Here is a 22,371-nt window from a genome sequence, read left to right on the forward strand (position 1 = left end):
CGGAAGGTACTTATCGTGTCCGGATCGCCGAGTGAAGCAGGGCCTGTCAGTCCCGGATGCTTCTGGCAACCATCCGGGCGACGCTCGGGCCGACGAGCAGGACGATCAGGAAGCGCGCCGATTGCAGCGCCATGACGAAGGAGATGTCGACGTTCTGCGCCGCGGCGGCGATGATGGCCACGCTGTCCATGCCTCCGGGGCTGGTCGCCAGATAGGCGGTGAGCGGATCGATGCCAAGGAGATGGCTGATCAGGAAGGCGAGCCCGCCGCAAAAGGCGATCAGCGCTAGGATCGAGGCGATGATCTGCGGCAGAGCACGCGTCGCATGGCGCAGGATCGGCCTGGTGAAGTTCAGCCCGATCGACCAGCCGACCATGGCGTAGCTGATTGCCAGCAGCCAGGGCGGCAGCTGCATCTCGACATCAAGGCCCAGATGCACGATGGCGCCGAAGATGAAGGTGCCGAGGAAGAAGGGCGAGGGCAGCCGGCACAGCTTTCCCGCCAAGCCGCCGACCAGCGCGATGCCTGACGTGGCGGCGAGGGCTTGGACATCGATCGGCGGAAACCAGATGATCGGCGGGACTTCGATGCCCGATGTGTCGACCCACATTTTGGCGACGATGGCCGCCGTCATCGAAACGAAGATGACGCGCAGATACTGCATGAAGGCGACAAGGCGCTGGTCGGCGCCAAAGGCGCCGGCCATCAGCACCATGGCGGTAGCTGCACCCGGCGAGGAGCCCCAGACGGCGGTGGTGCCGGGCAGGATGCGCCAGCGGCTGATCAGCCAGCCAAGCAGGCTGGAGGCCGCGACCGTCGCAATCACTACGCCCAGGAACAGCGGCCACTCGGCATGGAAGACACGAAAGATATCGGCCGAGATCGACGCCGCGACGAGGCAGCCGACAATGGCCTGGGCGGAGCCGAAGAGCAGGCGCGGCACCCGCACCGTGGCGCCATTGGTGCCGGCGACGATGGCTGCCAGCATCGGCCCGATCAGCAGCGCCGCCGGCAGAGCGGCGAGTTCGAGCGCGCCGGCAAAGAGGGCAGAAATGGCGACTAGGACCAGCCATTGCCAAGGCTTGCCCATCCGCGCCATGCGGTCGGTGGCGGGCTGGTCGGGAGGCTGCGCCGGGGAATCCATGTTTCGGTCTTAGACGCAGAGTACGGCGATGCGAACCCCGCCGTGCTGAAAAAGCTGCCCGAAGGCCTCAGCCTGTCTTGCCGTCAGGCAACCCGAAGCCGCCGACGGGGTTGGTCTCCACCTGAAATTCGAAGCCGGCGATGAAGGGTCGCGCCTTGGCGATTGCCGCCTGGACTTCCGGAAGCTGCAGCGAGGTCTTGTGACTTGCCTGGTCCGTCCACACTTCGGTCACCCAGATCGCGTCAGCATCTGCCGGGTCGGTGGCGACGATATAGCTCAGGCAGCCGGGCAGGGCGCCGGTGCTGGCGCGCAGCACGTCCATGACCGCGTCGCGCTGGCCGCGCGCCGCCCGCATCTTGCCGATCAGTCCGTACATTCAGCTGTCTCCCTTCAAGGTCCTCGACAAGAGCATGTGGACCGTCAGTATGCAGATAGCCGGTCAGGGCATCAACTGGCCGCCATTCACCTCGATCACCTGGCCGGTGATGTAGCCGCTCAGCAGGTCCGATGAGAGGAACAGGTAGGCGCCAACGCAGTCTTCCGCCGTGCCGGCGCGGCCCTGCGGAATGGTGGCGACCATGCCCTTGATCTGCTCCTCGGTCGAATAGCGCTCGTGGAAGGGCGTGAGGATCGTGCCGGGCGCCACGGCGTTGACGCGGATGCCGAAGCCGATCAGCTCCTTTGCCATGCCGCGCGTCACATTGGAAACGAAGGCCTTGGCCGAGCCGTAGAGGCCGGCACCGCCGCCGGCACCATTGCGCGCGGCAATGGACGAGGTGTTGACGATGAAGCCTCCCTGCTTCTTCAGCCACGGCATCGCCTTGCGCGAAGCGGTCAGCACCGAACGCGCATTGAGGTCCATCACCGCGTCGTAATGCTCTTCGGTCTGTTCGGCATAGGGTACGCGGCCGAGCATGCCGCCGGCATTGTTGACCAACCCGTCGAGCCGGCCGAAATGCTGCGCGCTGTCCTCGACGACGCGCTCGACGTCGGCGGGGACGGAAAAATCGCCCTGAACGAGGAACACCTCGCCGCCGCTGTCGGCTATGGTCTTGGCGAGCTTCTCGGCTGCCTCGCGGCTCGAATTGTAATGCAACGCCACCCTCGATTTCTGCGCGGCGTAGGCCAGCGCGAGTGCCGCGCCGATGCCGGTCGAGGCGCCGGTGATCAGCACCGCCTTGCCGGCGAGATCGGGAATGCTAAGCGTATTGGTGGCTGGCACGGTTGTTCCTCCGGGATGTCTGCCGCCCTTCGTAGGCCTTTGCCACCGCGGTGTTCAAGCCTCAGGGGCGTAGATAGGTATAGCCCTGGCTTTGCAGTTCCGCGAGCTTGACGACGCCACCCTTGTCGGCGGCATGAAAGCCATCGAGCAGGTCGGCGAGCGAAATATCCATGCCGCGCATGGTGTTGCCGCAGGCTTGCGGCTCGAGGCCCTGCTGCACCAGGCCGGCGAAGCGGCCGGAGATGGCAGCCGATATGCCCTTCGACTTGAAGCTCGCCAGGGCCGGGCCATGCACGACCAGCACGATGTCGACCTTGCCGCCGGTGCCCTCATAGTGGTTCTTGATGTTGCCGAGCACGAAGTTGACCTTGTCCACATCGCTGAGATGATAGGCAACCTTCAGCCTGGCAGGCTCCGTGACCGCAGCCTGCGCGGCCCGCAGGCCGAGAAACGTTGCGGTCCCGGCAAGAACCGCGCGGAACATGTCGCGTCGGCGCATGGCATCCTCCTCAGATCGTACCGCGATTTGCGTGGCTGCGGCTACAATACTAGCATAAATTGACGCGACGTCCTGTCGATGCGAGGAGAGGTCACATGACGTTCAGGGCAGGGGAATGGAAGACAGTCGCGAGCGCCGGATTTGGCGTCGTGCTGCTTGGCTTGCTGACGGGCAAGTCCGTCGCCGCCGACGCACTCAAGCTCAAGGAGCTCAGCCCGAACGGGGCGGACGTCTGTTTCGGCCGGGTCTACGACGCGGCTCATCTCAAGGCACATCCAAAGCAGAAGGTGGCGCGGATCTTCTTCTACTATGGCCATGATCCGGTCAGCCGGCCGAACGAAGAGCCCGCGGCAAATGCCGACACGTCGTATAATGGCTTTCTTACCACGACGGTGCGTGGCGCCAAGGCGCCGCAATGGGCCGGTGGCTGGTGCAACCATGAATCCGAGGATGGCACATCAGGGCCGATCCGTTGCGGCATGGACTGCGACCGCACCATGGCCTCGCTGAAGGTCGATGACAAAGGTCGCCTGATTGTCACCGATGTCTCGGCCGACCTCTATCTCGATGCCGGATCGGAAGAGGAACTCGGCAAGGCCGAATATGACCGGCAGGCGTTGGGTTCAGAGGACGACAATTTCCGCCTCGACCCGATGCCGGCCGCGACCTGCAAGGCCGAGTTCGCACGCATCGACCCGATCGATCCGGCGCTCGGGGATCCGTTGCGCGTGCGGCTGAAGCCCGACCAGCCGTTCTGCTACGGCCGCGACTACGATACGGCACATCTGGCTTCGCATCCCGACCAGCTGACGCAGTCGATCCGGGTTTTCCGCGGGCCGGTGGAACTGGCGTCTTTCGCTTCTGGCGGTGACATCGCCAACTGGCCTGACGGCGCCGACATCGCCGTCTCGGTGACGACGCGGCTGAAGTCCGGCAAGGTCACGCAGACTTATTCCTGCCAGGGCGAGGCCGATCAGTGGCGCTGCGCGGCAAGCTCGAAGATGAGCGATTTCTCCTGCGACATCGCGCAGAAGGAAATTTTCCTCAAGCGTGGCGCCAACGGCACGATGATGCTCGCGAACCCCAACAGCAGCCTGGCGATCGTCGATCTCTGCTCGAAGGCAGCGGATGGCAAGACGAAGTCGGACGACAAGGTCTATCGGCTGGAGCCAATGCCGCAATCGGCTTGTGCGCCTTAGTCACTTTAGCAGCCATTTGGTAATGAATATGATGCGTCGCAGCTTTCTTGGTTTTCTGACTTCCTTGGCCTTCATCGGATCCGCCGACGCTGAAGGCGAGGCTGAGGCTCGCAAGGCGGCCTCAACAGCACAGTTGAAGAAGGAGGGCGTACCCTTCATGGACCATTTGCCGACGATCGAAACCGCAGCCGAAAGTCGGCGACGGACGACGGACGAGGTGGTTAAGCGCGCCATCGCATTGGTGATCGTGGCCGTCAAAGGGGAGACCAATGATCGAAATCTCGTAAGCAACTTGATCAGCCAGTTTGGAGCAGAAGGGTTTTTTACGCCCAAAGAGCAAGCGTTTGTCGGTAACCCCGTTGCAACCGGGCAAGATCGCGCAAATTTTAGCTGGCGCTATGAAGGGGCTTTCGTAATGTTGTGGGCGTTGCAATTCTTTGAAGACCTTGGGCGCCCAGATAAGCCTTGCGATGTGTCGCGTATGGTTTCGATCTTGCGTGACCTCGACACGGAAGGGTTGCTCAAGCGGGCCAATTTGCGTCCGCAAAGCGACCTTCTCGATGCTGCCGATCTGATCTATCGGTACAATTGGGCTGTGGTGGATGCGCGGGTGAACGGGAAAGCCGCGCCGGCAGGATTGGAACAAGACGTGGTTGTCGAGCGTCATTACGCGCTCAATTGGCTGATTGGGTATATGGGGCAGGAATGGGACGACATTTCGACCGACACATGATGAGCCGGTAGCAAGCAGGGGGTGCTACCTTGGATCGGACTTCGCTTGCCGAGTTTGGATTTGACAAACTTAGACGGTTCACCTGACTACGGTTTTGAGGCCGAGCTGGCGTGCCTTTGATCAGCAGGCGCTGCCCGATTTGGCGATCTATTCTGGAATTAATGCCTGGATGGAGCCATTGGCGGGCTACCCCACATGGCGCTAATGGCCCGATCGATCCGGCGGGGTCGGCAGATCCTCGCCCGAGGATGATGCCCTGAGTTTTTCCTCAAGCAAACGGCACGGCCGTCGTGCCCTTCGGCAGCTTCGCCTCGTCGTCGGGCTCGACGTGAATCGTCACCCGCACCGACGGAATCTCGGCTTTCAGCGCGTCTTCGATGCGGTCGCAGATGACGTGGCTGGCGCCGACCGACATGTCGGCGTCGACGACCAGATGGAACTCGATGAAAGTGGCGCGGCCGGCGATGCGGGTTTTCAGGTCATGCACCTCCAGCGCGCCCTTGCAATTGGCCGAGATGACGTCGCGGATGCGCATGTGTTCCTGGGTATCGACGGCACGGTCCATCAGGCCGTTCATCGACGAGCCGATGACATGCCAGCCCTGCCACAGGATGTTGAGCGCGACGATGACGGCGAGCGCCGGATCGAGGATCTGCCAGCCGGTCAGGATTGCCCCGACCAGGCCGCCGAAGACGCCCACCGATGTGACGACGTCGGTCATGATGTGATTGCCGTCGGCGACCAGCGCCGGCGACTTTTCGGCCCGGCCGACGCGGATCAGCGTCCAGGCCCAGAAGGCGTTGATCAGCGTGGCGATACCGTTGACGGCAAGGCCGTTCCAGGGGCGTTCCAGGGGCGCGGGCGCTTGCCAGGAGCGCCAGACCTCGTTGAGGATCAGCAGTGCGGCGACGACGATCAGCACGCCTTCGAGCACCGCCGAGAAATATTCCGCCTTGTGATGGCCGAACGGATGATCCTGGTCGGCCGGCTTGTAGCTGACCTGGATCGCCCAGAAGGCGGCGACCGAGGCAATGACGTTGACGATCGATTCGAGCGCGTCCGAATAAAGCGCGACGGAGCCGGTAATGTACCAGGCGGCCAGCTTCAGCCCGAGCACGACAAAGGCGACCACGATCGACCAGAAGGCAAGGTTGGCAACCTTGCGCCTCGCAGCCGTCCTGGCTGCGATCGCCACCGTGTTCTCGGTTTCGGCCATCGAGGTCAGGCTGCCTTTTCCTTGGCCTTGCGGGGCAAATGGCCGACGATGTTCTCGATGATGCGCATGCCGGCGTTGTGGCCGAGCGTCATGATCGATTCCGGATGGAACTGAACGGCGGCGATCGGCTCCTTGCGGTGCTCGAAGGCCATGATGATGCCGTCCTCCGTCTCCGCCGTGACAATAAAATCATCGGGCAGGCGCACCGGATCGGCGAAGATCGAGTGGTAGCGGCCAACGGTGACTTCCTTGGGCAGGCCGGAGAAGATGATGCCGGGCTTGGAGACGCGGATACGCGAGGGCTTGCCGTGCATGGGAATATGCAACTGCCGCAGTTCCCCGCCATAGGCCTCGGCCAGCGCCTGCAGGCCAAGGCAGACGCCGAAGATCGGCAGGTCGCGCGCGCGCGCTCGTCTGATGGTCGCGGCGCAATCGAAATCCTTCGGCGTGCCCGGTCCGGGTGAGAGCACGACGAGGTCCGGCTTCAGCCGCTCGAAGACTTCGTCCGGCACCGGCGTGCGCACGGTCGAGACATTGGCGCCGGTCTGGCGGAAGTAGTTGGCCAGCGTGTGGACGAAAGAATCCTCGTGGTCGACGAGGAGGATATTGACGCCGTCGCCGACGCGCGCGGTGGTACGCTCGGTGGTGGCGGAATTACCCATCTTGGCGTCGCGGATGGCGGAGAGCATGGCGGATGCCTTCAGTTCGGTTTCGGCTTCTTCTTCCTCGGGGATGCTGTCGAACAGCAATGTGGCGCCGGCGCGCACTTCGGCGATGCCGTCCTTGATGCGGATGGTGCGCAAGGTGAGGCCGGTGTTCATGTCGCCGTTGAAATTGACCATGCCGATCGCGCCGCCATACCAGGCGCGCGGGCTCTTCTCGTTCTGCTCGATGAAGCGCATGGCCCACAGTTTCGGCGCGCCGGTGACGGTGACCGCCCAGGCATGCGACAGGAAGGCGTCGAAGGCGTCCATGCCTTCGCGCAGCCGGCCCTCTATGTGATCGACGGTGTGAATCAGGCGCGAATACATCTCGATCTGGCGGCGGCCTATGACGCGCACCGAACCCGGCTCGCAGACCCGCGACTTGTCGTTCCGGTCGACGTCCGAGCACATTGTGAGCTCGGACTCGTCCTTCTTCGAATTGAGCAGTTTCAGGATCTGCTCGCTATCCGAGATCGCATCGTCGCCGCGCTTGATGGTGCCCGAGATCGGGCAGGTTTCGACGCGGCGGCCGTTGACGCGCACGAACATTTCGGGCGAGGCGCCGATCAGATATTCGTTTTCGCCCAGATTGATGAAGAAGGAATAGGGCGAGGGGTTGATCGACTTCAGCTTGCGCGAAATCTCGGAGGGCTGGGTCTCGCAGCGCTCGTAGAACATCTGGCCCGGCACCACCTCGAACAGGTCGCCGCGCTTGAACGAGTCCATGGCGCGCCGCACAAGGTTGGCATATTCGCCCGGCTCATGGTCGCCGCGCGGCGGGATGCGGTCGGCGGTCTTGAACGGCTCGGCGAGTGCGGCGCGCGGCAGGCCCTCGGTCGAAAATCCCTCGCCGGAATAATCGTAGCGGTCGGTCCAGGCCTTGGCCGAATAGTGGTCGACGACCAGGATCTCGTCGGGCAGGAACAGCACCAGGTCGCGCTGGCTCGGCTTGCGCTCGAGCTTGTAGTCGACCGGGTCGAACTGGAAGGCGAGGTCGTAACCGAAGGCGCCATAGAGGCCGAGATTGGCGTCTTCGTCGGTCCTGAACAAAGCGGTGATGGCGCGCAACACGGTGAAGACCGAAGGCACGCGGCTGCGCTCCTCCTCGGTGAAGACGCGGCCGGGTTTGGCGACGTCGAGGCGGATCAGCGTCTTCGTCGTCTCTGCGATGGTGATGTCGGCAAGGCCGCCCAGCGTCTTGCCGATGACCGGCAACAGCGCCTCGCCACGGCGGTTCAGTGCTTCTATGCGCATGGCGCGGCCGCGCGCGGAGATGACCAAGGGCGGGTCGATGATGGCGGTGTCCCAGCGGGTGTAGCGGCCGGGATATTCGTAGTTGGAGGAAAACACCGCGCCCCGGCGCGAGTTCAAGCCATCGACATAGGCGTCGATCGCCCCCGCATAAGGCCGGTCGTGGCGCTCACGCACAATGGTGATGCCACCCGCGGTCATGAAACTTTCAGCGCCGTTTTCCAGAACCTTCATCGTCATTACCGTCTCCATCAGCTTGTTGGGGCAACGGACCCGGGACTGGCTTGGAAAAACAAATGGCCGCCCGGACTTTCCGTTGCGGCCACCCTCTCTTTTCACGCACGCGCGTTCGAACAGGCCGCTGTCAGCAGGCCCACCACCAAATGGTCTTGGTCGAACGCATGTCCATGGCGAAATCCATAGCGGCGAAAAACCGGATGCGCAACAGGTTTGAAAAGTCTGTCCGGTGGCCGCCGCTTCCCGGGCCCATGGCACATCGCCAGGGCCGGCGGTCCCGGCTAGGCTGGACCTCCAGCGATACCAAGACGGGAAAACACCCATGACCGACCAAGCCCAGCGCGCGCGGACGTTCCATTCCCTTCACGTCAAGGGCAACCCGATCGTTCTCTACAATGCCTGGGATCCGGGCTCGGCCAAGATCATCGAGAAAGCCGGAGCCAAGGCCATCGCCACCGGAAGCTGGCCGGTCGCGGCCGCCTTCGGCTATGCCGATGGCGAGAAAATCCCGCTGGAGCTGGCGCTCGACAACATCAGGCGCATCGTGCAGGCGGTCGATCTGCCGGTGACCATGGACCTCGAAGGCGGCTACGGCGTCGAGCCGGAAGTCGTCGCCCGGACGGTGACACGCGCCTTGCAGGCCGGCGCCATCGGCTTCAATTTCGAGGACCAGATCGTCGGCGGCACCGGCCTGCACGACATTGGAGTCCAGGTGAAGCGGGTCGAAGCGGCGGCGGCGGCCGTCAAGGCCTCGGGTATCCCGGCCTTCCTCAATGCCCGTACCGATATCTTCCTCAAGGCCAAGCCCGACGCGCATGACAAGACGCTGCTCGACCAGGCGATCGAGCGGGCGCATGCCTATGAAAAGGCCGGAGCGAGCGGCTTCTTTGCGCCGGGCCTTGGTGACGAGGTTCTCATCCAGGCGCTGTGCAAGGCAACGGTGCTGCCGGTCAACATCATCGCCCTGGCGCATGTGCCGCCGCGCCAGCGGCTGGCCGAACTCGGCGTTGCCCGCATCAGTCACGGCCCGGTGCCGTACCGGCAGATGGCCGAGTGGCTGGAAGCCAAAGCGCGGCTGGCGATATCAGGCTAGGTCAGTCCTCCAGCGTACCCGACCTGGCATCGGCGCTCTTCCTGTCGCCGACCAGCTTTAGCAGATCCTCGCCGGCGCGGATGATGCGACGCGAGCGGCGGGTCAGGATGATGCCGTCCTGCGGCGCGAACACTTCCGCGCGGCCATCGGTTTCGCCTGGTGCGTGGATGATGGTGGCGAGACGATCGCCCCTGGCGACACGGTCGCCGGGCTTCACGTCATAGAGGACAGCGCCCGCCCGGGGCGCGGGCATCATGTCGATGTTTTCCAAGGGGGCCACGACGCCCTTGAATGGGTCGGGCGCGGGCAGCGCGCTGTCGGCGATGACACCACGCGCCACCAGCAGCCGATAGAGGCCTTCGGCGTCGGCTTTGGCCAGGGCGCTATCGACATCGAGGATGCCGCGATATTCGACGGTGGTGGCGACGCGACGGTCGAACTTAGCCACATCCGCGGGAACGTTCTGGTAGGGCATGATCGAGGCGCCCTCGAAGGTGCCGTCAGTGTCCTCGCTCCACAGTACCACCGCATCGACGCCCATGGCTGCGGCGCAATCGGCCATGGCCGGCCACAGGCTGGTGTGGATGTAGAGATAGGCAAGGCCCTCGTCGTCGCAGTGCAGGTCGAGCACGATGTCGTGGCCGAGCGACAGCTGGACCAGGCGGGACTTCAGCCGCTGGTCGGCGCCGCCAAAGCTGGTGTCGGGCAAGAGCTTGGCGTCGGGGGCGGCAAGCAGCGGGAAGGCGCGATTGAAATTGGTGCGGGTGCCCAGGTGAAAGCGGCCCTGATGCTCGCCGAAATGATATTGCGCACGGCCGATCGGATTGGCCCAGGGCACGATGGTGATGTCGCCCTTGATGCGGCCTTCGGCAGCGGCCTTGTTCAGCGCCGGCATCAGCGCGTCGATGGCGACGACGCCCGGTAGCTCGCCGGCATGGAGGGCTGCCTGCAGATAGGCCGAGGGCGCCGCCTTGTCGCTGCCTGTGAAGCGGAACACCGGGAATTCGTAGGAAACGCCGTCGCTGTCGCCGGCGATGCGTTCGATCGATTTCTGCATGACTTCCTCCATTGGAGCGAGAAGACATGCCCATTTGAAGTATCGCTGTCGATTGGTCCAGTCGGCTGCGCTATGGGCGCAAGAGTTCCGTCCCTTTGGCGAATGGACGTCTATTCGGCTGCCGCCTGGAGCGGGACGGGCACGCGCCGGTCCAGCGCCTGCGACAGCACCGCGACGGTGACCGCCAGCAAGGCGAGCACCGCGCCGACCAGCGGCAAGTGGGCGAAGGAGACGCCTGCCGAAAGCGCCACGCCGCCGATCCAGGCGCCGCTGGCATTGCCGACATTGAAAGCGCCCTGGTTCAGCGTGGCGGCAAGGTTCGGCCCTTCGGAAGCGGCTTCGACGACACGGATCTGCAGCGGCGGCACAACGACGAAAATGAGCAGTCCCCAGAGGAAGACGATGCCGATGGCGACAACGGCAATCGCACCGAACTGCATGAAGCCGACGAACAGCACCGCCATCAACAGCAGCGTGCCGATGACAGTCGGCATCAGCTTCCAGTCCGCCAGCCGCCCGCCAATGATGTTGCCGATGGTCATGCCGGCGCCGAACAACAGCAGCACCCAGGTGACCGCGGACGTCGACAGGCCGGAGACTTCAGTGAGGTAGGGTTTTATATAGGTGAAAACGGCAAACAGGCTGGCCGAGGCCAGCGAGGCGATCAGCATCGCCAGCCAGACCTGCAGCCTGCCCAGCACCCGCAATTCGCCGCGCAGGCCCTCGCCGCTTGGTTCGGCGACATCCGACGGCACCAGCCAGGCGATGGCAACGACCGAGATCAGGCCGATGCCGACCACGGCGATAAAGGTGGAGCGCCAGCCGAAAGCTTCGCCAAGTGCTGTTCCGGCGGGCACGCCCAGGATGTTGGAGAGGGTCAGGCCGGCAAACATCAGCGCCATGGCGCTGGCGCGTTTGTTGCGCGGCACCAGGCTTGCGGCAACGACCGAGCCGATCCCGAAGAACGCGCCGTGACCAAAAGCGGTGAAGACGCGCGCCGCCATCAGTGTCCAATAGTCGGGCGCGATGGCGCACAACAGATTGCCGACGACGAACGACGCGGCCAGCCCCACCAGCACCGGCTTGCGCGGCAGATGCGCGGTCGCCATGGCGACGACCGGGGCGCCGAAGACGACGCCGAGCGCATAGCCGGTGACCAGCAGTCCGGCCGAAGGGATCGACACGCGAAGGTCGGCGGCGACCTCCGGCAGCAGGCCCATGATGACGAATTCGGTGGTGCCGATGCAGAAGGACGCAATGGCAAGCGCAAGGATCGGCAGAGGCATGGGGCGTCCAGACTGAATCGGTTCAATTCCAGACTGCGCGCGCATCCATATCGGGCGCAATGTCTATCGCTGCAACCCAGCAATGCAGAAAGCGAGGGGCAGATCGAAAACGGGGTGCCAAGGCGTCCCGTTTGTCGGTCATCCGCGGAGGAACTTCCGGATCATGGCGCCTTCGGCAAGGCATAGGCGATGATGTAGTCGCCACGGTCGGGCGATTGGCGCGCCCCGCCCGCCGAGACGACGACGAACTGCCGCCCGCTTTCGGGCGAGGTATAGGTCATCGGCGTTGCCTGCGCGCCGACCGGCAGGCGACCTTTCCAAAGCTCCTCGCCGGTGGTGACGTCGATGGCGCGCAGATAATAATCCTGCGTGCCCGCATAGAAGACGAGGCCGCCGGCCGTGGTCACCGGGCCGCCGAGCGACGGCATGCCGATGGGGATTTGCAGGCCGGTCTTCATGCCGAGCGGGCCGGTGTCCTGCAGCGTGCCGGCCGGCACCTGCCAGACGAGTTTTCGCGTGGTCAGGTCGATGGCGCTGATCGTGCCATAGGGCGGCTGGTGGCAAGGCACGCCGAGCGGCGACATGAAGCCATTCTTCAATGCGCCATAGGGCGTGCCGAGCTGGGTGCCGAGGCCGTCATGCGCCGCCGAGGGGCCGTAATTGTCGGCCACGGCGCGCGGCAGCAACTCGACGAATTGCGGCATGCGGATGTCGTTGATGATCAGGTAGCCATTGGCTTCGTCGATCGAGGCGCTGCCCCAGTTCATGCCGCCGTAATAGCCGGGAAACTGCAGCGAGCGCGTCAGGCCCGGCGGCGTGAACTCGCCCTCATAGCGCAGTCGTTTGAAGCCGATGCGGCAGAAGAGCTGGTCGAACGGGGTGGCGCCCCACATGCTGGCCTCGGTGAAGGGCTGATCGCCGATCGAAGGCATGCCGACCGAATAGGGCTGGGTCGGCGACAGGAAGTCCTCCTTGGCGCCGCCATCCTGCGGCACCGGCTTTTCCTGCACTTCGGCGATCGGCTTGCCGTCGCGGCGGTCGAGCATGAAGATCTGGCCGCGCTTCGTCACCTGGATAAGTGCCGGCACTTTGCCGCCCTTGCCGTCGGGCACATCATAGAGCGCCGGCTGCGAGGGAAGGTCGTAGTCCCACAGGTCGTGATGCACGGTCTGGAATTTCCAGCGCTCGCGGCCGGTGGCGATGTCGAGCGCGACGACCGAAGCGGTGTAGTCCTCCGCCGCCTTGCTGCGTTCGGCCCCGAAAAAGTCGGGCGTGGCGTTGCCGGTCGGCAAATAGACGAGGCCGAGGGCATCGTCATAGCTCGGCGTCGACCAGACATTGGGCGTGCCGCGCGTGTAGCTCTGGCCCTCTGGCGGCAGTTTGGTGATGGCGGGGTTGCCGAGGTCCCAGGCCCAGACCAACTCGCCAGTCCTGGCGTTGAAGGCACGGATGGCTCCGGATGGCTCGCCGGTCTCGACATTGTCCCAGACCCAGCCGCCGACCATGATCAGGTCACGCATGACGGTCGGAGCCGAGGTCTGGAAATAGAAGCCGGCCTTGACCTCGCCCATGCCTTGCTTGAGGTCGACGGTGCCGCCCTGGCCGAAATCCGCGCAGGGCTGGCCGGTCCTGGCATCGATCTCGATCAGCCGCGCGTCGATGGTGGTCATGACAATGCGCCCGGCACAGGCGGCTGGAGAGCCGCCGGCCGCTGCGTCGGCCGCGGGCTGGTAGTAGCTCACGCCACGGCAGCGTTGCCACAGCGGCGCCGAGGCCTTCGGGTCGAATTTCCAGCGCGGCTCGCCGGTCTCGGCGTTGAGCGCATGGACGATATTTGTCGAAGAGCAGGTGTAGACGGTGTCGCCGATCTGCAGCGGCGTGTTCTGGTCCTCGGCGCCCTTGGCCGGGACATCGCCGGTGCGAAAGGTCCAGGCGACCTCGAGGTCCTTCACATTGTCCTTGTTGATCTGGCCGATCGGCGCATAGCGCGTGCCGGCGGGCGTGCGGCCGTAATGGCGCCAGTCGGTGCCGGAGGCCGTCGCGGCGGCAGGCGCCGGCGCTTGGCTGGCGGCGACCGTGTCGCGGATGACGCCATGCGGCTGGAAGGCATAAGCGGCGGTGGCGACAAGGCCGAGGACGAGGATGCCGGCAAGGGTGAGGGGACCGCGCTTGCCACCGCTGGACGAGGGGAACAGAGGCACCAGCAGGAGAGCGATCACCGCAAGCACCGCCGGCGCGACCAGTCGCGGCACCAGCGGCCAGAAGTTCAATCCGGCCTCCCACAACGCCCAGGCAATGGTGGCGAGGAAAATGAGGATGTACAGCCAGAAGCCGGCGCGGCGGCGCAAGGCAAAAAGGAATCCCGAGATGATGATGCCGGCACCGGCCAGCGCGTAATACCAGGAGCCGCCAAGGCCGATGAGCTGGACCCCGCCATAGAGCAGCGGCAGGCCGATGATCATCAGCACCAGGCCGAAAAGGACAAGCAGCCAGATGCCGCCGGAGCTGTTGGAATCTTGGTTTGACATGTCGGTCCTCACGCTTTTCCGGTCGCGGCGCCTCGCGGTCGCGGCGGCCGGCAAGGGCCGTCAGGGCGATCTTTGGAGCTCGGTCGTCGGCTTCCGGTTTTTTGGCGACGGGGGCTTCGCCATGGAAAAGAATTTTATCGCAACCTAATAGATAGCATGTTATCTTTTTCGCCATGCCCAAGCAAGACCTGGATCGAGCCAGATTTGGCCAACTCGTTATATCAGTCGCCAGGCTGTGGCGGCGCGCGGCCGACAAGGCGCTCGACGATTGCGGCCTGTCGCATGCCACCGCCATGCCATTGGTGATGCTGTCGCGGCTGGGCGACAATCAGCGCCAGGGCGTGCTCGCCGACCATCTCGGCTTCGAGGGGCCCTCGCTGGTGCGCATCGTCGACCTGCTGGTCGAGGAAGGGCTGGTGACGCGCGCCGAGGATGCCGCCGACCGACGCGCCAAGATCCTGTCGCTCACGGATGCCGGGCGCAGCCGCGTGACCGAGATCGAGCGGCTGCTGGCGGTGCTGCGCGCCGACCTGCTCAGCGATGTCGGCGACGCCGAACTGAACGGCGCCATGCTTCTGCTCGGCCGGCTGGAGGCGAAGCTGAGCGGGCCTGAAGTCGAATAGACCTCAGGCCAGCGGCTTCAGCTCCTGGGCAATGGTGGGTAGCAGTTCCGAGACAGTGGGATGGATGTGCGTCGCGCGCGCCAGCGTGTCGATCGGCGCCTTGGCGTACATCAGATCGAGCACGCAATGCACCGCCTCGTCGCCGCCGGGTCCGAGCACGGAACAGCCGAGGATTTGCCGCGTGTCGGCATCGACGAGGATCTTCATGAAGCCTTGCGTCTCGCCTTTTTCGACGGCCCGGCCGACACGGGTCATCGGCCGCTGGCCGACCAGCGCGCGGCGTCCGGATTTCTTCACCGCCGCCTCGGTCATGCCGCAGCGGCCGAGCGGCGGGTCGATGTAGAGCGCATAGGCCTCGATGCGGTCGCTGACCTTGCGTGGGTCATTGTCGAGCAGATTGGCGGCGACGATCTCGTAGTCGTTGTAGGAGGTGTGGGTGAAGGCGCCCTTGCCGTTGCAGTCGCCCATCGCCCAGATGCCTGGGACGCTGGTGCGCAGCTGGTCGTCCACGATAACCGCTCCCCGCTTGTCGACGGCGACGCCGGCCCGGTCGAGGCCGAGATCGTCGGTGTTGAGCGTTCGACCGAGCGCCAGCAGCACATGAGAACCGACCGCCGGTGGCTTGCCGGCCGAGAAGGTCACGGCGATCTCGTCGCCCCGCTTGGCGAAGCCGATGTCGTCGGCGCCGACATGGACCGCGATGCCTTCGTTTTCCAGGATCGACAGGATCGTTGCCGAGACGTCCTCGTCCTCGCGGCCAGTCAGGCGCGGGCTCTTCTCGATGACGGTGACTTCGCTGCCGAAACGGCGGAACATCTGCGCGAATTCGAGCGAGATGTAGCTGCCGCCGACGACGATCAGATGGCGCGGCAGGACCTCTAGATCCATCATCGAGGAATTGGTCAAATAGGCGATTTGGTGGATGCCGGGCAAATCGGGCACCGAGGCGCGGCCGCCGGTGTTGAGGAAGATCTTGTCGGCGGTCAGTAGGTCGTCGCCGACGCGCACTGTATTAGCGGACTCGAAGCGCGCATGGCCGCGATAGAGCGTGCATTTGTCCATGCCGGCGATCCAGCTTTCCAGTCCGGTGCGGGAGGCGCCCGAAACCTTGTCCTTGCGCGCCTTGATCGCCTTGTAGTCGACGCCAACCGGGCCGGAGAGCGTCACCCCATAATCGGCGGCGCGCCGCGCCAGATGCGCGGCGTAGGCGCTCGCCACCATCGTCTTGGTCGGGATGCAACCGGTGTTGACGCAGGTGCCGCCGACCAGCTTGCGCTCGATCAGCGCCACGCTCATACCGGCTGCGTTGAGCCTGCCGGCCAGCGGTGTGCCGGCTTGGCCGGCGCCAATGATGATGGCGTCGAAAGCTGTTGCCGTCATGCCACCGCCGCCACGATCAGCAGGCCGCCGATGATCGCCACCGCGTCCTCGATGAACGCGGCGGGCGGATCCTTGCCGAAGGTGGCCGCCAGCCGGGCGCGCGCTTCGGCGCCGCCCAGCGTGCCGATGACCGCGCCGATGGCGCCGGCGATCAGGCAGACGATGGTGGCGCCAGCGGTCGCGCCGATCACCGCGCCGGTGAAGGCGCCCATGATGATGCGGGCGCCGAACTGTTGCGGCACTCTACGGCTCGGCGTCGACGGCAGCTGGTCGGTGACCAGCTCGACGATAGCGAGGATGGTGAAGATGCCGACAGCGGCCCAATGGCTCATGAAGCTTGCCCAGGTGCCGGCAACCGGCAGCCAGCCCAGATACGCGCCCCAGGCGACCGCGGCCGGCGCGGTCATGGCGCGCAGGCCGGCAATGACGCCGATCAGAAGTGCAAAAACATAGAGCATGCTGATCCCCTCGATCACCGGGCCAGGACGGCCTTGAGACGGCAGGCTACCATAGGTCCGATATTTGACCAGTACTTGGATCGGCGCTTTTCTGCTGGACGCAACTGTGCTTTGCAAGGACGTCAATCGGGGACCCGCCATGGCTGGAAGCGAGCGCGCGAAGATGACTGCCGGCGAATGGTACTCTTGCCTCGATGACGAGCTGGAGGCGCTGCGTGCCTTCGCCCGCGACGCGGTGTTCGAGCACAATTGCCTGCCGCCAAGGCAGCGCGGAAATCTCGGGCCGGGCCTGAAGGCATTGCTCGGCGGCGTGGGCGAGGGCGCCCGCATCGAGGCACCGTTCCACTGCGCCTATGGCTTCAACATCGTTCTCGGCGATGGCGTCTTCCTCAACGCCGGCTGCACCATCCTTGACACGGCGGCCGTGCGCATCGGCAAGGGAACGCTGCTCGGTCCCAATGTGCAGATCTATTGCGCCGAGCACCACAGGGAAGCTGTTGGGCGACAGGCGGGGCTGGAGATCGCCAGGCCGGTCGAGATCGGCGCCCATGGCTGGATCGGCGGCAGCGCGGTCATCCTTGGCGGCGTCAGCATCGGTGAGGGCGCTATCGTCGGCGCCGGCGCGGTGGTGACGCGCGATGTGGCGGCGAACGAAACGGTGGTCGGCAATCCGGCGCGACCGGTCAAGCGCGGTTGAGATCCTGCCGCAAGCGGTCAGGCCCGCGCCACCCGTTCGTCCTGGTCGGCCCGCCGGGAGAATTCGCGCCGATACTGCGCCGGCGATGTCCTCAGCCTCGCGGCGAAATGCTGACGCAGCGAGGTGGCGCTGCCGAAGCCGGCCTCGAAGGCCACGATGTCCATCGATTTCTCCGTCGCTTCCAGCAGCCGTTGTGCCAGTTCGATGCGCTGGCTGGTCAGCCAATCGCCAAAACTGGTGCCGATCGATTTCTGAAAGCGGCGGGTGAAGGTGCGCCGTGTCAGACCGGCGGCCTCGGCGACACCGTCGAGGCTGTGCGTCTCGCCGAGGGTCGCGCGCACCGCGTCCAGCGCGCGGGTGAAGCGGTCGGCATTCGCGCTCTCCGAAACGGGGCGTTCGATGAACTGCGCCTGCCCGCCCTGCCTATGCGGTGAGAGCACGACGTGCCGGGCGAGCCGCATTGCCGCCTCGGTGCCATAGCGGGCGCGCACGATATGCAGGCAGCAGTCCAGCCCGGCGGCGACACCGGCAGAGGTGACGATGTCGCCATCGTCGACATAGAGCACGTCGGCATCGACCGAGATGTCGGGGTGCAGGGCGCGCAGCTGGTCCGTATAGGCCCAGTGCGTGGTCGCCTTCCGGCCTGAAAGCAGGCCGGCGGCGGCAATGGCAAAGGTGCCCAGGCACAGGCCGACGATCAGCGCGCCGCGCCGGTGCGCACGGCCGAGCGCTTCGTTGAGGGGCCTGGCCAGCGGGGCTTCGAGATCCTTCCAGCTCGGGATGATGATGATGTCGGCATCGTCGAGTGCGGACAGCCCATGCGAGACAAGGATGCTCAGCCCGGCATCGGTGCGCATCATGCCTTGCTCGACCCCGCAGACACGAAAGTCGAAGCGCGGCAGGCCTAGCCTCGTGCGGTCGGCGCCGAACACCAGGCAAGGTACGGAAAGGTGGAACGGGCTGATGCCGTCGAAGGCGAGGGCGGCAATGATGGGGGCGGTCATGGGCGTTTCCGGCTCTGAAGTTGGATTGTCCCAATCCTTTCGGATGATGTCAAGCGGGCCACTTTCGATCCCTCATGAAGCCGCCTAGTTTCGGCCCATCGCATTCAAGCCGGAAGGAAAACACCATGTCTGCCCCAGCCAACACCACTCCACGCCGCGCGCTTGTCGTCATCGACGTCCAGAACGACTATGATGGCGGCAATCTGGCCATCCAGCATCCTCCGTTCCACGACAGCGTCGTCAATGTGGCACGCGCCATGGATGCCGCCGCAGCCGCCTGCATCAAGGTCGTGGTCGTCAAGCAGATGGCGCCGGAGACCTCGCCGATCTTCGCCAAGGGCAGCCATGGCGGCGAACTGCATCCGGAAATCGCCAGGCGCGGCCGCGACCACTATGTCGAGAAGATGCTGCCCTCGGCCTTCACCGGCACCGACCTCGAGGCATGGCTGCGCGCCAACGCGGTCGATACGCTCACGGTGGTCGGCTACATGACGCATAATTGCGATTTGTCGACCATCATCCATGCCGTGCATATGGGCTTTGCCGTCGAGTTCCTGTCGGACGCGACCGGCTCGGTTCCCTATGCCAACAGCGCCGGCTATGCCTCGGCCGAGGAGATCCACCGCGTCGTCACGATCATCCTGCAATCGCGCTTCGCCGCCGTACTGAAGACCGCCGAATGGGTCGAGTGCCTAAAGACCCGAGCCTTGCCGGAACGCGACACGATTTACGGCTCCAACCAGCGGGCGCTGGCGCGCAACGCGGCCTAGGATCACTCCGGCAAACAGCAAAGGGCGCCGCATCGCTGCGGCGCCCTTTCTCGTTTGGGATTTGAGGATTCTAGAACAGGCCTTCGATCTGGCCGGCCTCGTTGAGGAAGATCTTTTCCGAGGACGGCGCCTTGGGCAGGCCGGGCATGGTCATGACCTCGCCGCAGATGATGACGACGAAGCCGGCGCCCGCCGACAGCCTGACCTCGCGCACCGGCACGGTGTGGCCGGTCGGCGCGCCGCGCAGGTTCGGGTCGGTCGAGAAGGAATACTGGGTCTTGGCCATGCAGACCGGCAGATTGCCGTAGCCGGCGTCCTCCCAAGCCTTGAGCTGGTCGCGCACCGACTTGTCGGCGATCGCTTCCGAGCCGCGATAGATGCGCTGGACGATGGTGTTGATCTTCTCGAACAGCGGCATGGCATCGGGATAGAGCGGCGCGAACTGCGAGGCGCCGGATTCGGCCAGCGCCACCACCTTGTTGGCGAGTTCCTCGATGCCGGCCGAGCCCTTGGCCCAGTGCTTGCACAGGATAGCCTCTTCGCCCATCGAGGCGACATAGTCCTTCATCGCCTGGATTTCAGCGTCGGTGTCGGAATAGAAGTGGTTGATGGCAACCACCGCCGGCACGCCGAACTGCCTGATATTCTCGATGTGGCGGCCGAGATTGGCGCAGCCCTTCTTCACCGCCTCGATGTTTTCCTTGCCGAGGTCTTCCTTCTTGACGCCGCCATTCATCTTCATGGCGCGCACGGTGGCGACGATGACGGCCGCCGCCGGCTTCAGGCCCGCCTTGCGGCACTTGATGTCGAAGAATTTCTCGGCACCAAGGTCGGCGCCGAAACCCGCTTCGGTGACGACATAGTCGGCGAGCTTCAGCGCGGTGGTGGTCGCGACGACCGAGTTGCAGCCATGCGCGATGTTGGCGAACGGGCCGCCATGGACAAAGGCCGGGTTGTTCTCCAGCGTCTGCACCAGGTTGGGCTGCATGGCGTCCTTCAGCAGGACGGCCATGGCGCCGTCGGCCTTGAGGTCGCGGGCATAGACAGGCGACTTGTCGCGACGGTAGGCGACGATGATGTCGCCGAGGCGCTTTTCCAGATCCTTCAGGTCGGTGGCAAGGCACAGGATCGCCATGACTTCCGAGGCGACGGTGATGTCGAAGCCGGCCTCGCGCGGGAAACCGTTGGCGACGCCGCCGAGCGAGCAGATGATTTCGCGCAGCGCCCGGTCGTTCATGTCCATGACGCGGCGCCACACCACGCGGCGGGTGTCGATGGCGAGCTCATTGCCCCAGTAGATGTGGTTGTCGATCAGCGCCGAAAGCAGATTGTGGGCGGTGGTGATGGCGTGGAAGTCGCCGGTGAAGTGGAGGTTCATGTCCTCCATCGGCACGACCTGCGCGTAGCCGCCGCCGGCGGCACCGCCCTTGACGCCGAAATTCGGGCCGAGCGAGGCTTCGCGGATGCAGACGATCGCCTTCTTGCCGATGCGGTTCAGGCCATCGCCGAGGCCGACCGTGGTGGTGGTCTTGCCTTCGCCGGCAGGCGTCGGGTTGATGGCGGTGACCAGGACCAGCTTGCCGTCCTTGTTGCCCTTCACCGATTTGATGAACTCGGCCGAGATCTTGGCCTTGTCGTGGCCATAGGGCAGCAGATGTTCGGTCGGAATGCCGATCTTCTGCCCGATCTCCTGGATCTGCTTTTTCTTGGCGGCGCGCGCGATCTCGATGTCGGACTTCACTTCGGCCATGACGGCTTTCCTCTGGATTGAACGGTGGAGGGGACGGGGTTGATCTCTATCGCAAGCAGGTTGGAACCGGGCGCGCGGGCATGTTCTAACCCTGTCGCTGCCGTGGCGTCAACTTCCATGCAACTATGTTTCCTATAGAGAAAATTCCTCTGCGGCCGGCCGACCTGTCCTCGGTTCTTTCTGGCTCCGCTTGCCGCGCCGTATAGAAGCCAGAGCAGCGGCGCTTCCGCCGTCTCAAAACAGCCGCACAATGCACGGAATGCGACAGAGGCGACGGCGCAAATTCGCCATCGCTGGAACCGCGACCGGGGAACGCTATTGCGTCAGCACGTTGCTGATTTCGACCATGTTGGAGCGCACGCGCAGGATGTAGAAGCCCATCGTCGTCAGATGCGTCGGCAGCAGCCAGCCATCCTCGCGGCCATTGGCGATGATGAAGGGCTGGATACGCAGGGCCGAGACGAATTGCGCGTCCATCGTGTCCCAGAGGCTCTGCAGGTGCTTTTCCTTGATGACGTCCTCGAAGTCGGCCTGCGCGCCTTTCATCAGGCCGTAATAGGCATAGAGCTGGCCATAGGCGAACCAGTAGCGGTCATCGGCTCGGGTGTCGAACCAGCCATTGTTGTGGTTCTCGGCGCGTTCCTTGAGGATGGCGGAGGTCGAGCCGATGTCCGATGCGATGCGGTCGATATACTGCTTCAGATTGTCGGCGCGGGCATCGAAAGTGGCCTGGCAGGTGGCAAGGCGGGCATTGAACGAGCGCAGCTTGCGCACCGCGTCACGATAGTAGCTCGGGGTCGGCGTCTTCGGGCCGAACGGGCTTACGCCGAAATACCATGTGTATTCGTCGAACTGCAGGTTGCCGCGCGCATCCTGCAGATCGGCGTCGATCTGCGAGGTCGTGCGCACGCGGCCGAGATTGTCGGCGAGTTCGGTCGCGGTGCGCCGCACCGCCTGGTTGATGCCGCGCTGGAAAGACGCCTTGTTGTCCATCCACGGCGTGTTGTCCCAGTCGATGCCGAACAGGCCGAGCTTGTAGAGGATCATCGACGAGATCCAGGCATTCTGGTTGACGTTGAAGTCGGTCAGGTCCGCCGCGATCTGGGCAATGCCGGAGTTGCCGCAGGTCTTTGCCGTATCGGTGCCGGTGCCGGCGGCGACCTGCTCACCGGCGGAAACGTTGCGCTTCTCGAACGTGTAGGAGTCCGGATAGTTCGGGTTGAAATTGTTCCACCACTGGGTGGCGTAGAAGAAGTTGGCATAGAGGCCGATCAGCACCAGCAGCGCCAGGCCGAGCACGGCCTTGAGGATCCAGCCGCGCTGCGTGTACCAGCGGCCGGCCCATAGGAACGGCCACAGGACGGCGCCAATCAGAAGGCCAATGCCGCGGCCGATCCATTGGAAAATTCGGGTGAAGAAATTGACGATCGGATCGAGCATGGCTGTGTCACCCCTCAAAGCTTGATGCCAAAAAGTTGCGGACTTTTTGGATAACATCATGCGCCAAAACAACAAGTTAG

At 64.5% G+C, this 22,371-nt stretch carries 20 protein-coding genes; 6 read left to right on the forward strand and 14 right to left on the reverse strand.

Annotated elements, in window-relative coordinates; genetic code table 11:
• Positions 1 to 46: 46 nt before the first annotated feature.
• From C1D09_RS07595 to C1D09_RS07610, 4 genes are all read right to left on the reverse strand, one after another.
• Complete coding sequence (locus tag C1D09_RS07595) at positions 47 to 1,144, reverse strand: AbrB family transcriptional regulator (RefSeq protein WP_143973686.1); 1,098 nt, start codon at positions 1,142 to 1,144, stop codon at positions 47 to 49.
• 67 nt (positions 1,145 to 1,211) lie between these two features.
• Entirely contained in the window at positions 1,212 to 1,520 is a 309-nt protein-coding gene (locus tag C1D09_RS07600; protein WP_143973687.1) for a putative quinol monooxygenase, read from the reverse strand.
• A 63-nt stretch (positions 1,521 to 1,583) separates the two neighbouring features.
• Positions 1,584 to 2,366: an SDR family NAD(P)-dependent oxidoreductase gene (locus C1D09_RS07605; protein ID WP_143973688.1), complete on the reverse strand. Its 783-nt coding sequence runs from the start codon at positions 2,364 to 2,366 to the stop codon at positions 1,584 to 1,586.
• Between the two features lie 61 nt (positions 2,367 to 2,427).
• On the reverse strand, positions 2,428 to 2,865 hold the full coding sequence (locus tag C1D09_RS07610; RefSeq protein ID WP_143973689.1) for a DsrE family protein: 438 nt from the start codon (positions 2,863 to 2,865) through the stop codon (positions 2,428 to 2,430).
• 95 nt (positions 2,866 to 2,960) lie between these two features.
• Here C1D09_RS07610 and C1D09_RS07615 point away from each other — a divergent pair, with 95 nt between their 5' ends.
• Entirely contained in the window at positions 2,961 to 4,064 is a 1,104-nt protein-coding gene (locus C1D09_RS07615) for a hypothetical protein (protein WP_143973690.1), read from the forward strand.
• Positions 4,065 to 4,092: 28 nt separating this feature from the next.
• On the forward strand, positions 4,093 to 4,797 hold the full coding sequence (locus C1D09_RS07620) for a DUF4272 domain-containing protein (RefSeq protein ID WP_143973691.1): 705 nt from the start codon (positions 4,093 to 4,095) through the stop codon (positions 4,795 to 4,797).
• Positions 4,798 to 5,065: 268 nt separating this feature from the next.
• Here the strand turns inward: C1D09_RS07620 and C1D09_RS07625 are convergent, their stop codons facing one another.
• The gene (locus C1D09_RS07625; protein ID WP_143973692.1) at positions 5,066 to 6,013 is read right to left on the reverse strand and encodes a cation diffusion facilitator family transporter; all 948 of its coding nucleotides are present in this window, start codon (positions 6,011 to 6,013) and stop codon (positions 5,066 to 5,068) included.
• Positions 6,014 to 6,018: 5 nt separating this feature from the next.
• A complete protein-coding gene (locus tag C1D09_RS07630; protein WP_143973693.1) occupies positions 6,019 to 8,208 on the reverse strand; it encodes an anthranilate synthase in 2,190 nt (729 codons plus the stop codon).
• A 319-nt stretch (positions 8,209 to 8,527) separates the two neighbouring features.
• Here C1D09_RS07630 and C1D09_RS07635 point away from each other — a divergent pair, with 319 nt between their 5' ends.
• Positions 8,528 to 9,298 carry an isocitrate lyase/PEP mutase family protein gene (locus C1D09_RS07635; protein ID WP_143973694.1) on the forward strand — a complete coding sequence of 257 codons (771 nt, stop codon included), beginning with the start codon at positions 8,528 to 8,530 and terminating at the stop codon, positions 9,296 to 9,298.
• Position 9,299: 1 nt separating this feature from the next.
• On the opposite strand, the gene C1D09_RS07640 is transcribed toward C1D09_RS07635, so the two are convergent.
• The 3 genes from C1D09_RS07640 to C1D09_RS07650 form a co-directional block, all read right to left on the reverse strand.
• Complete coding sequence (locus tag C1D09_RS07640; protein ID WP_143973695.1) at positions 9,300 to 10,355, reverse strand: succinylglutamate desuccinylase/aspartoacylase family protein; 1,056 nt, start codon at positions 10,353 to 10,355, stop codon at positions 9,300 to 9,302.
• Between the two features lie 110 nt (positions 10,356 to 10,465).
• Positions 10,466 to 11,641 (reverse strand): MFS transporter, encoded by a 1,176-nt coding sequence (locus C1D09_RS07645; RefSeq protein ID WP_143973696.1) that lies wholly within the window; start codon positions 11,639 to 11,641, stop codon positions 10,466 to 10,468.
• 161 nt (positions 11,642 to 11,802) lie between these two features.
• Positions 11,803 to 14,169: a membrane-bound PQQ-dependent dehydrogenase, glucose/quinate/shikimate family gene (locus C1D09_RS07650; protein ID WP_143973697.1), complete on the reverse strand. Its 2,367-nt coding sequence runs from the start codon at positions 14,167 to 14,169 to the stop codon at positions 11,803 to 11,805.
• Between the two features lie 173 nt (positions 14,170 to 14,342).
• Between C1D09_RS07650 and C1D09_RS07655 the strand changes: the two genes are divergently transcribed.
• Positions 14,343 to 14,792, forward strand: a complete 450-nt coding sequence (locus C1D09_RS07655; protein ID WP_143973698.1) for a MarR family winged helix-turn-helix transcriptional regulator — start codon at positions 14,343 to 14,345, stop codon at positions 14,790 to 14,792.
• 3 nt (positions 14,793 to 14,795) lie between these two features.
• Here the strand turns inward: C1D09_RS07655 and C1D09_RS07660 are convergent, their stop codons facing one another.
• Together C1D09_RS07660 and C1D09_RS07665 are read right to left on the reverse strand one after the other, a co-directional pair.
• Entirely contained in the window at positions 14,796 to 16,172 is a 1,377-nt protein-coding gene (locus C1D09_RS07660) for an FAD-containing oxidoreductase (RefSeq protein ID WP_143973699.1), read from the reverse strand.
• On the reverse strand, positions 16,169 to 16,630 hold the full coding sequence (locus C1D09_RS07665; RefSeq protein WP_143973700.1) for a DUF4126 family protein: 462 nt from the start codon (positions 16,628 to 16,630) through the stop codon (positions 16,169 to 16,171). Before C1D09_RS07665 ends, C1D09_RS07660 begins: the two co-directional genes overlap by 4 nt.
• Positions 16,631 to 16,769: 139 nt before the next feature.
• Here C1D09_RS07665 and C1D09_RS07670 point away from each other — a divergent pair, with 139 nt between their 5' ends.
• Positions 16,770 to 17,327 (forward strand): sugar O-acetyltransferase, encoded by a 558-nt coding sequence (locus C1D09_RS07670; protein ID WP_143973701.1) that lies wholly within the window; start codon positions 16,770 to 16,772, stop codon positions 17,325 to 17,327.
• Positions 17,328 to 17,344: 17 nt separating this feature from the next.
• Here C1D09_RS07670 and C1D09_RS07675 read toward each other — a convergent pair whose 3' ends face one another.
• Positions 17,345 to 18,331 (reverse strand): helix-turn-helix domain-containing protein, encoded by a 987-nt coding sequence (locus C1D09_RS07675; protein ID WP_143973702.1) that lies wholly within the window; start codon positions 18,329 to 18,331, stop codon positions 17,345 to 17,347.
• 125 nt (positions 18,332 to 18,456) lie between these two features.
• Here C1D09_RS07675 and C1D09_RS07680 point away from each other — a divergent pair, with 125 nt between their 5' ends.
• Positions 18,457 to 19,101, forward strand: coding sequence for a cysteine hydrolase family protein (locus tag C1D09_RS07680; RefSeq protein WP_143973703.1), 645 nt, complete (start codon positions 18,457 to 18,459; stop codon positions 19,099 to 19,101).
• Positions 19,102 to 19,171: 70 nt separating this feature from the next.
• On the opposite strand, the gene C1D09_RS07685 is transcribed toward C1D09_RS07680, so the two are convergent.
• Entirely contained in the window at positions 19,172 to 20,851 is a 1,680-nt protein-coding gene (locus tag C1D09_RS07685; RefSeq protein ID WP_143973704.1) for a formate--tetrahydrofolate ligase, read from the reverse strand.
• Between the two features lie 315 nt (positions 20,852 to 21,166).
• On the reverse strand, positions 21,167 to 22,291 hold the full coding sequence (locus C1D09_RS07690) for a DUF2333 family protein (RefSeq protein ID WP_143973705.1): 1,125 nt from the start codon (positions 22,289 to 22,291) through the stop codon (positions 21,167 to 21,169).
• Positions 22,292 to 22,371: the final 80 nt, after the last annotated feature.

The organism is Mesorhizobium intechi (assembly GCF_002879535.1).
Lineage (GTDB): Bacteria > Pseudomonadota > Alphaproteobacteria > Rhizobiales > Rhizobiaceae > Mesorhizobium > Mesorhizobium intechi.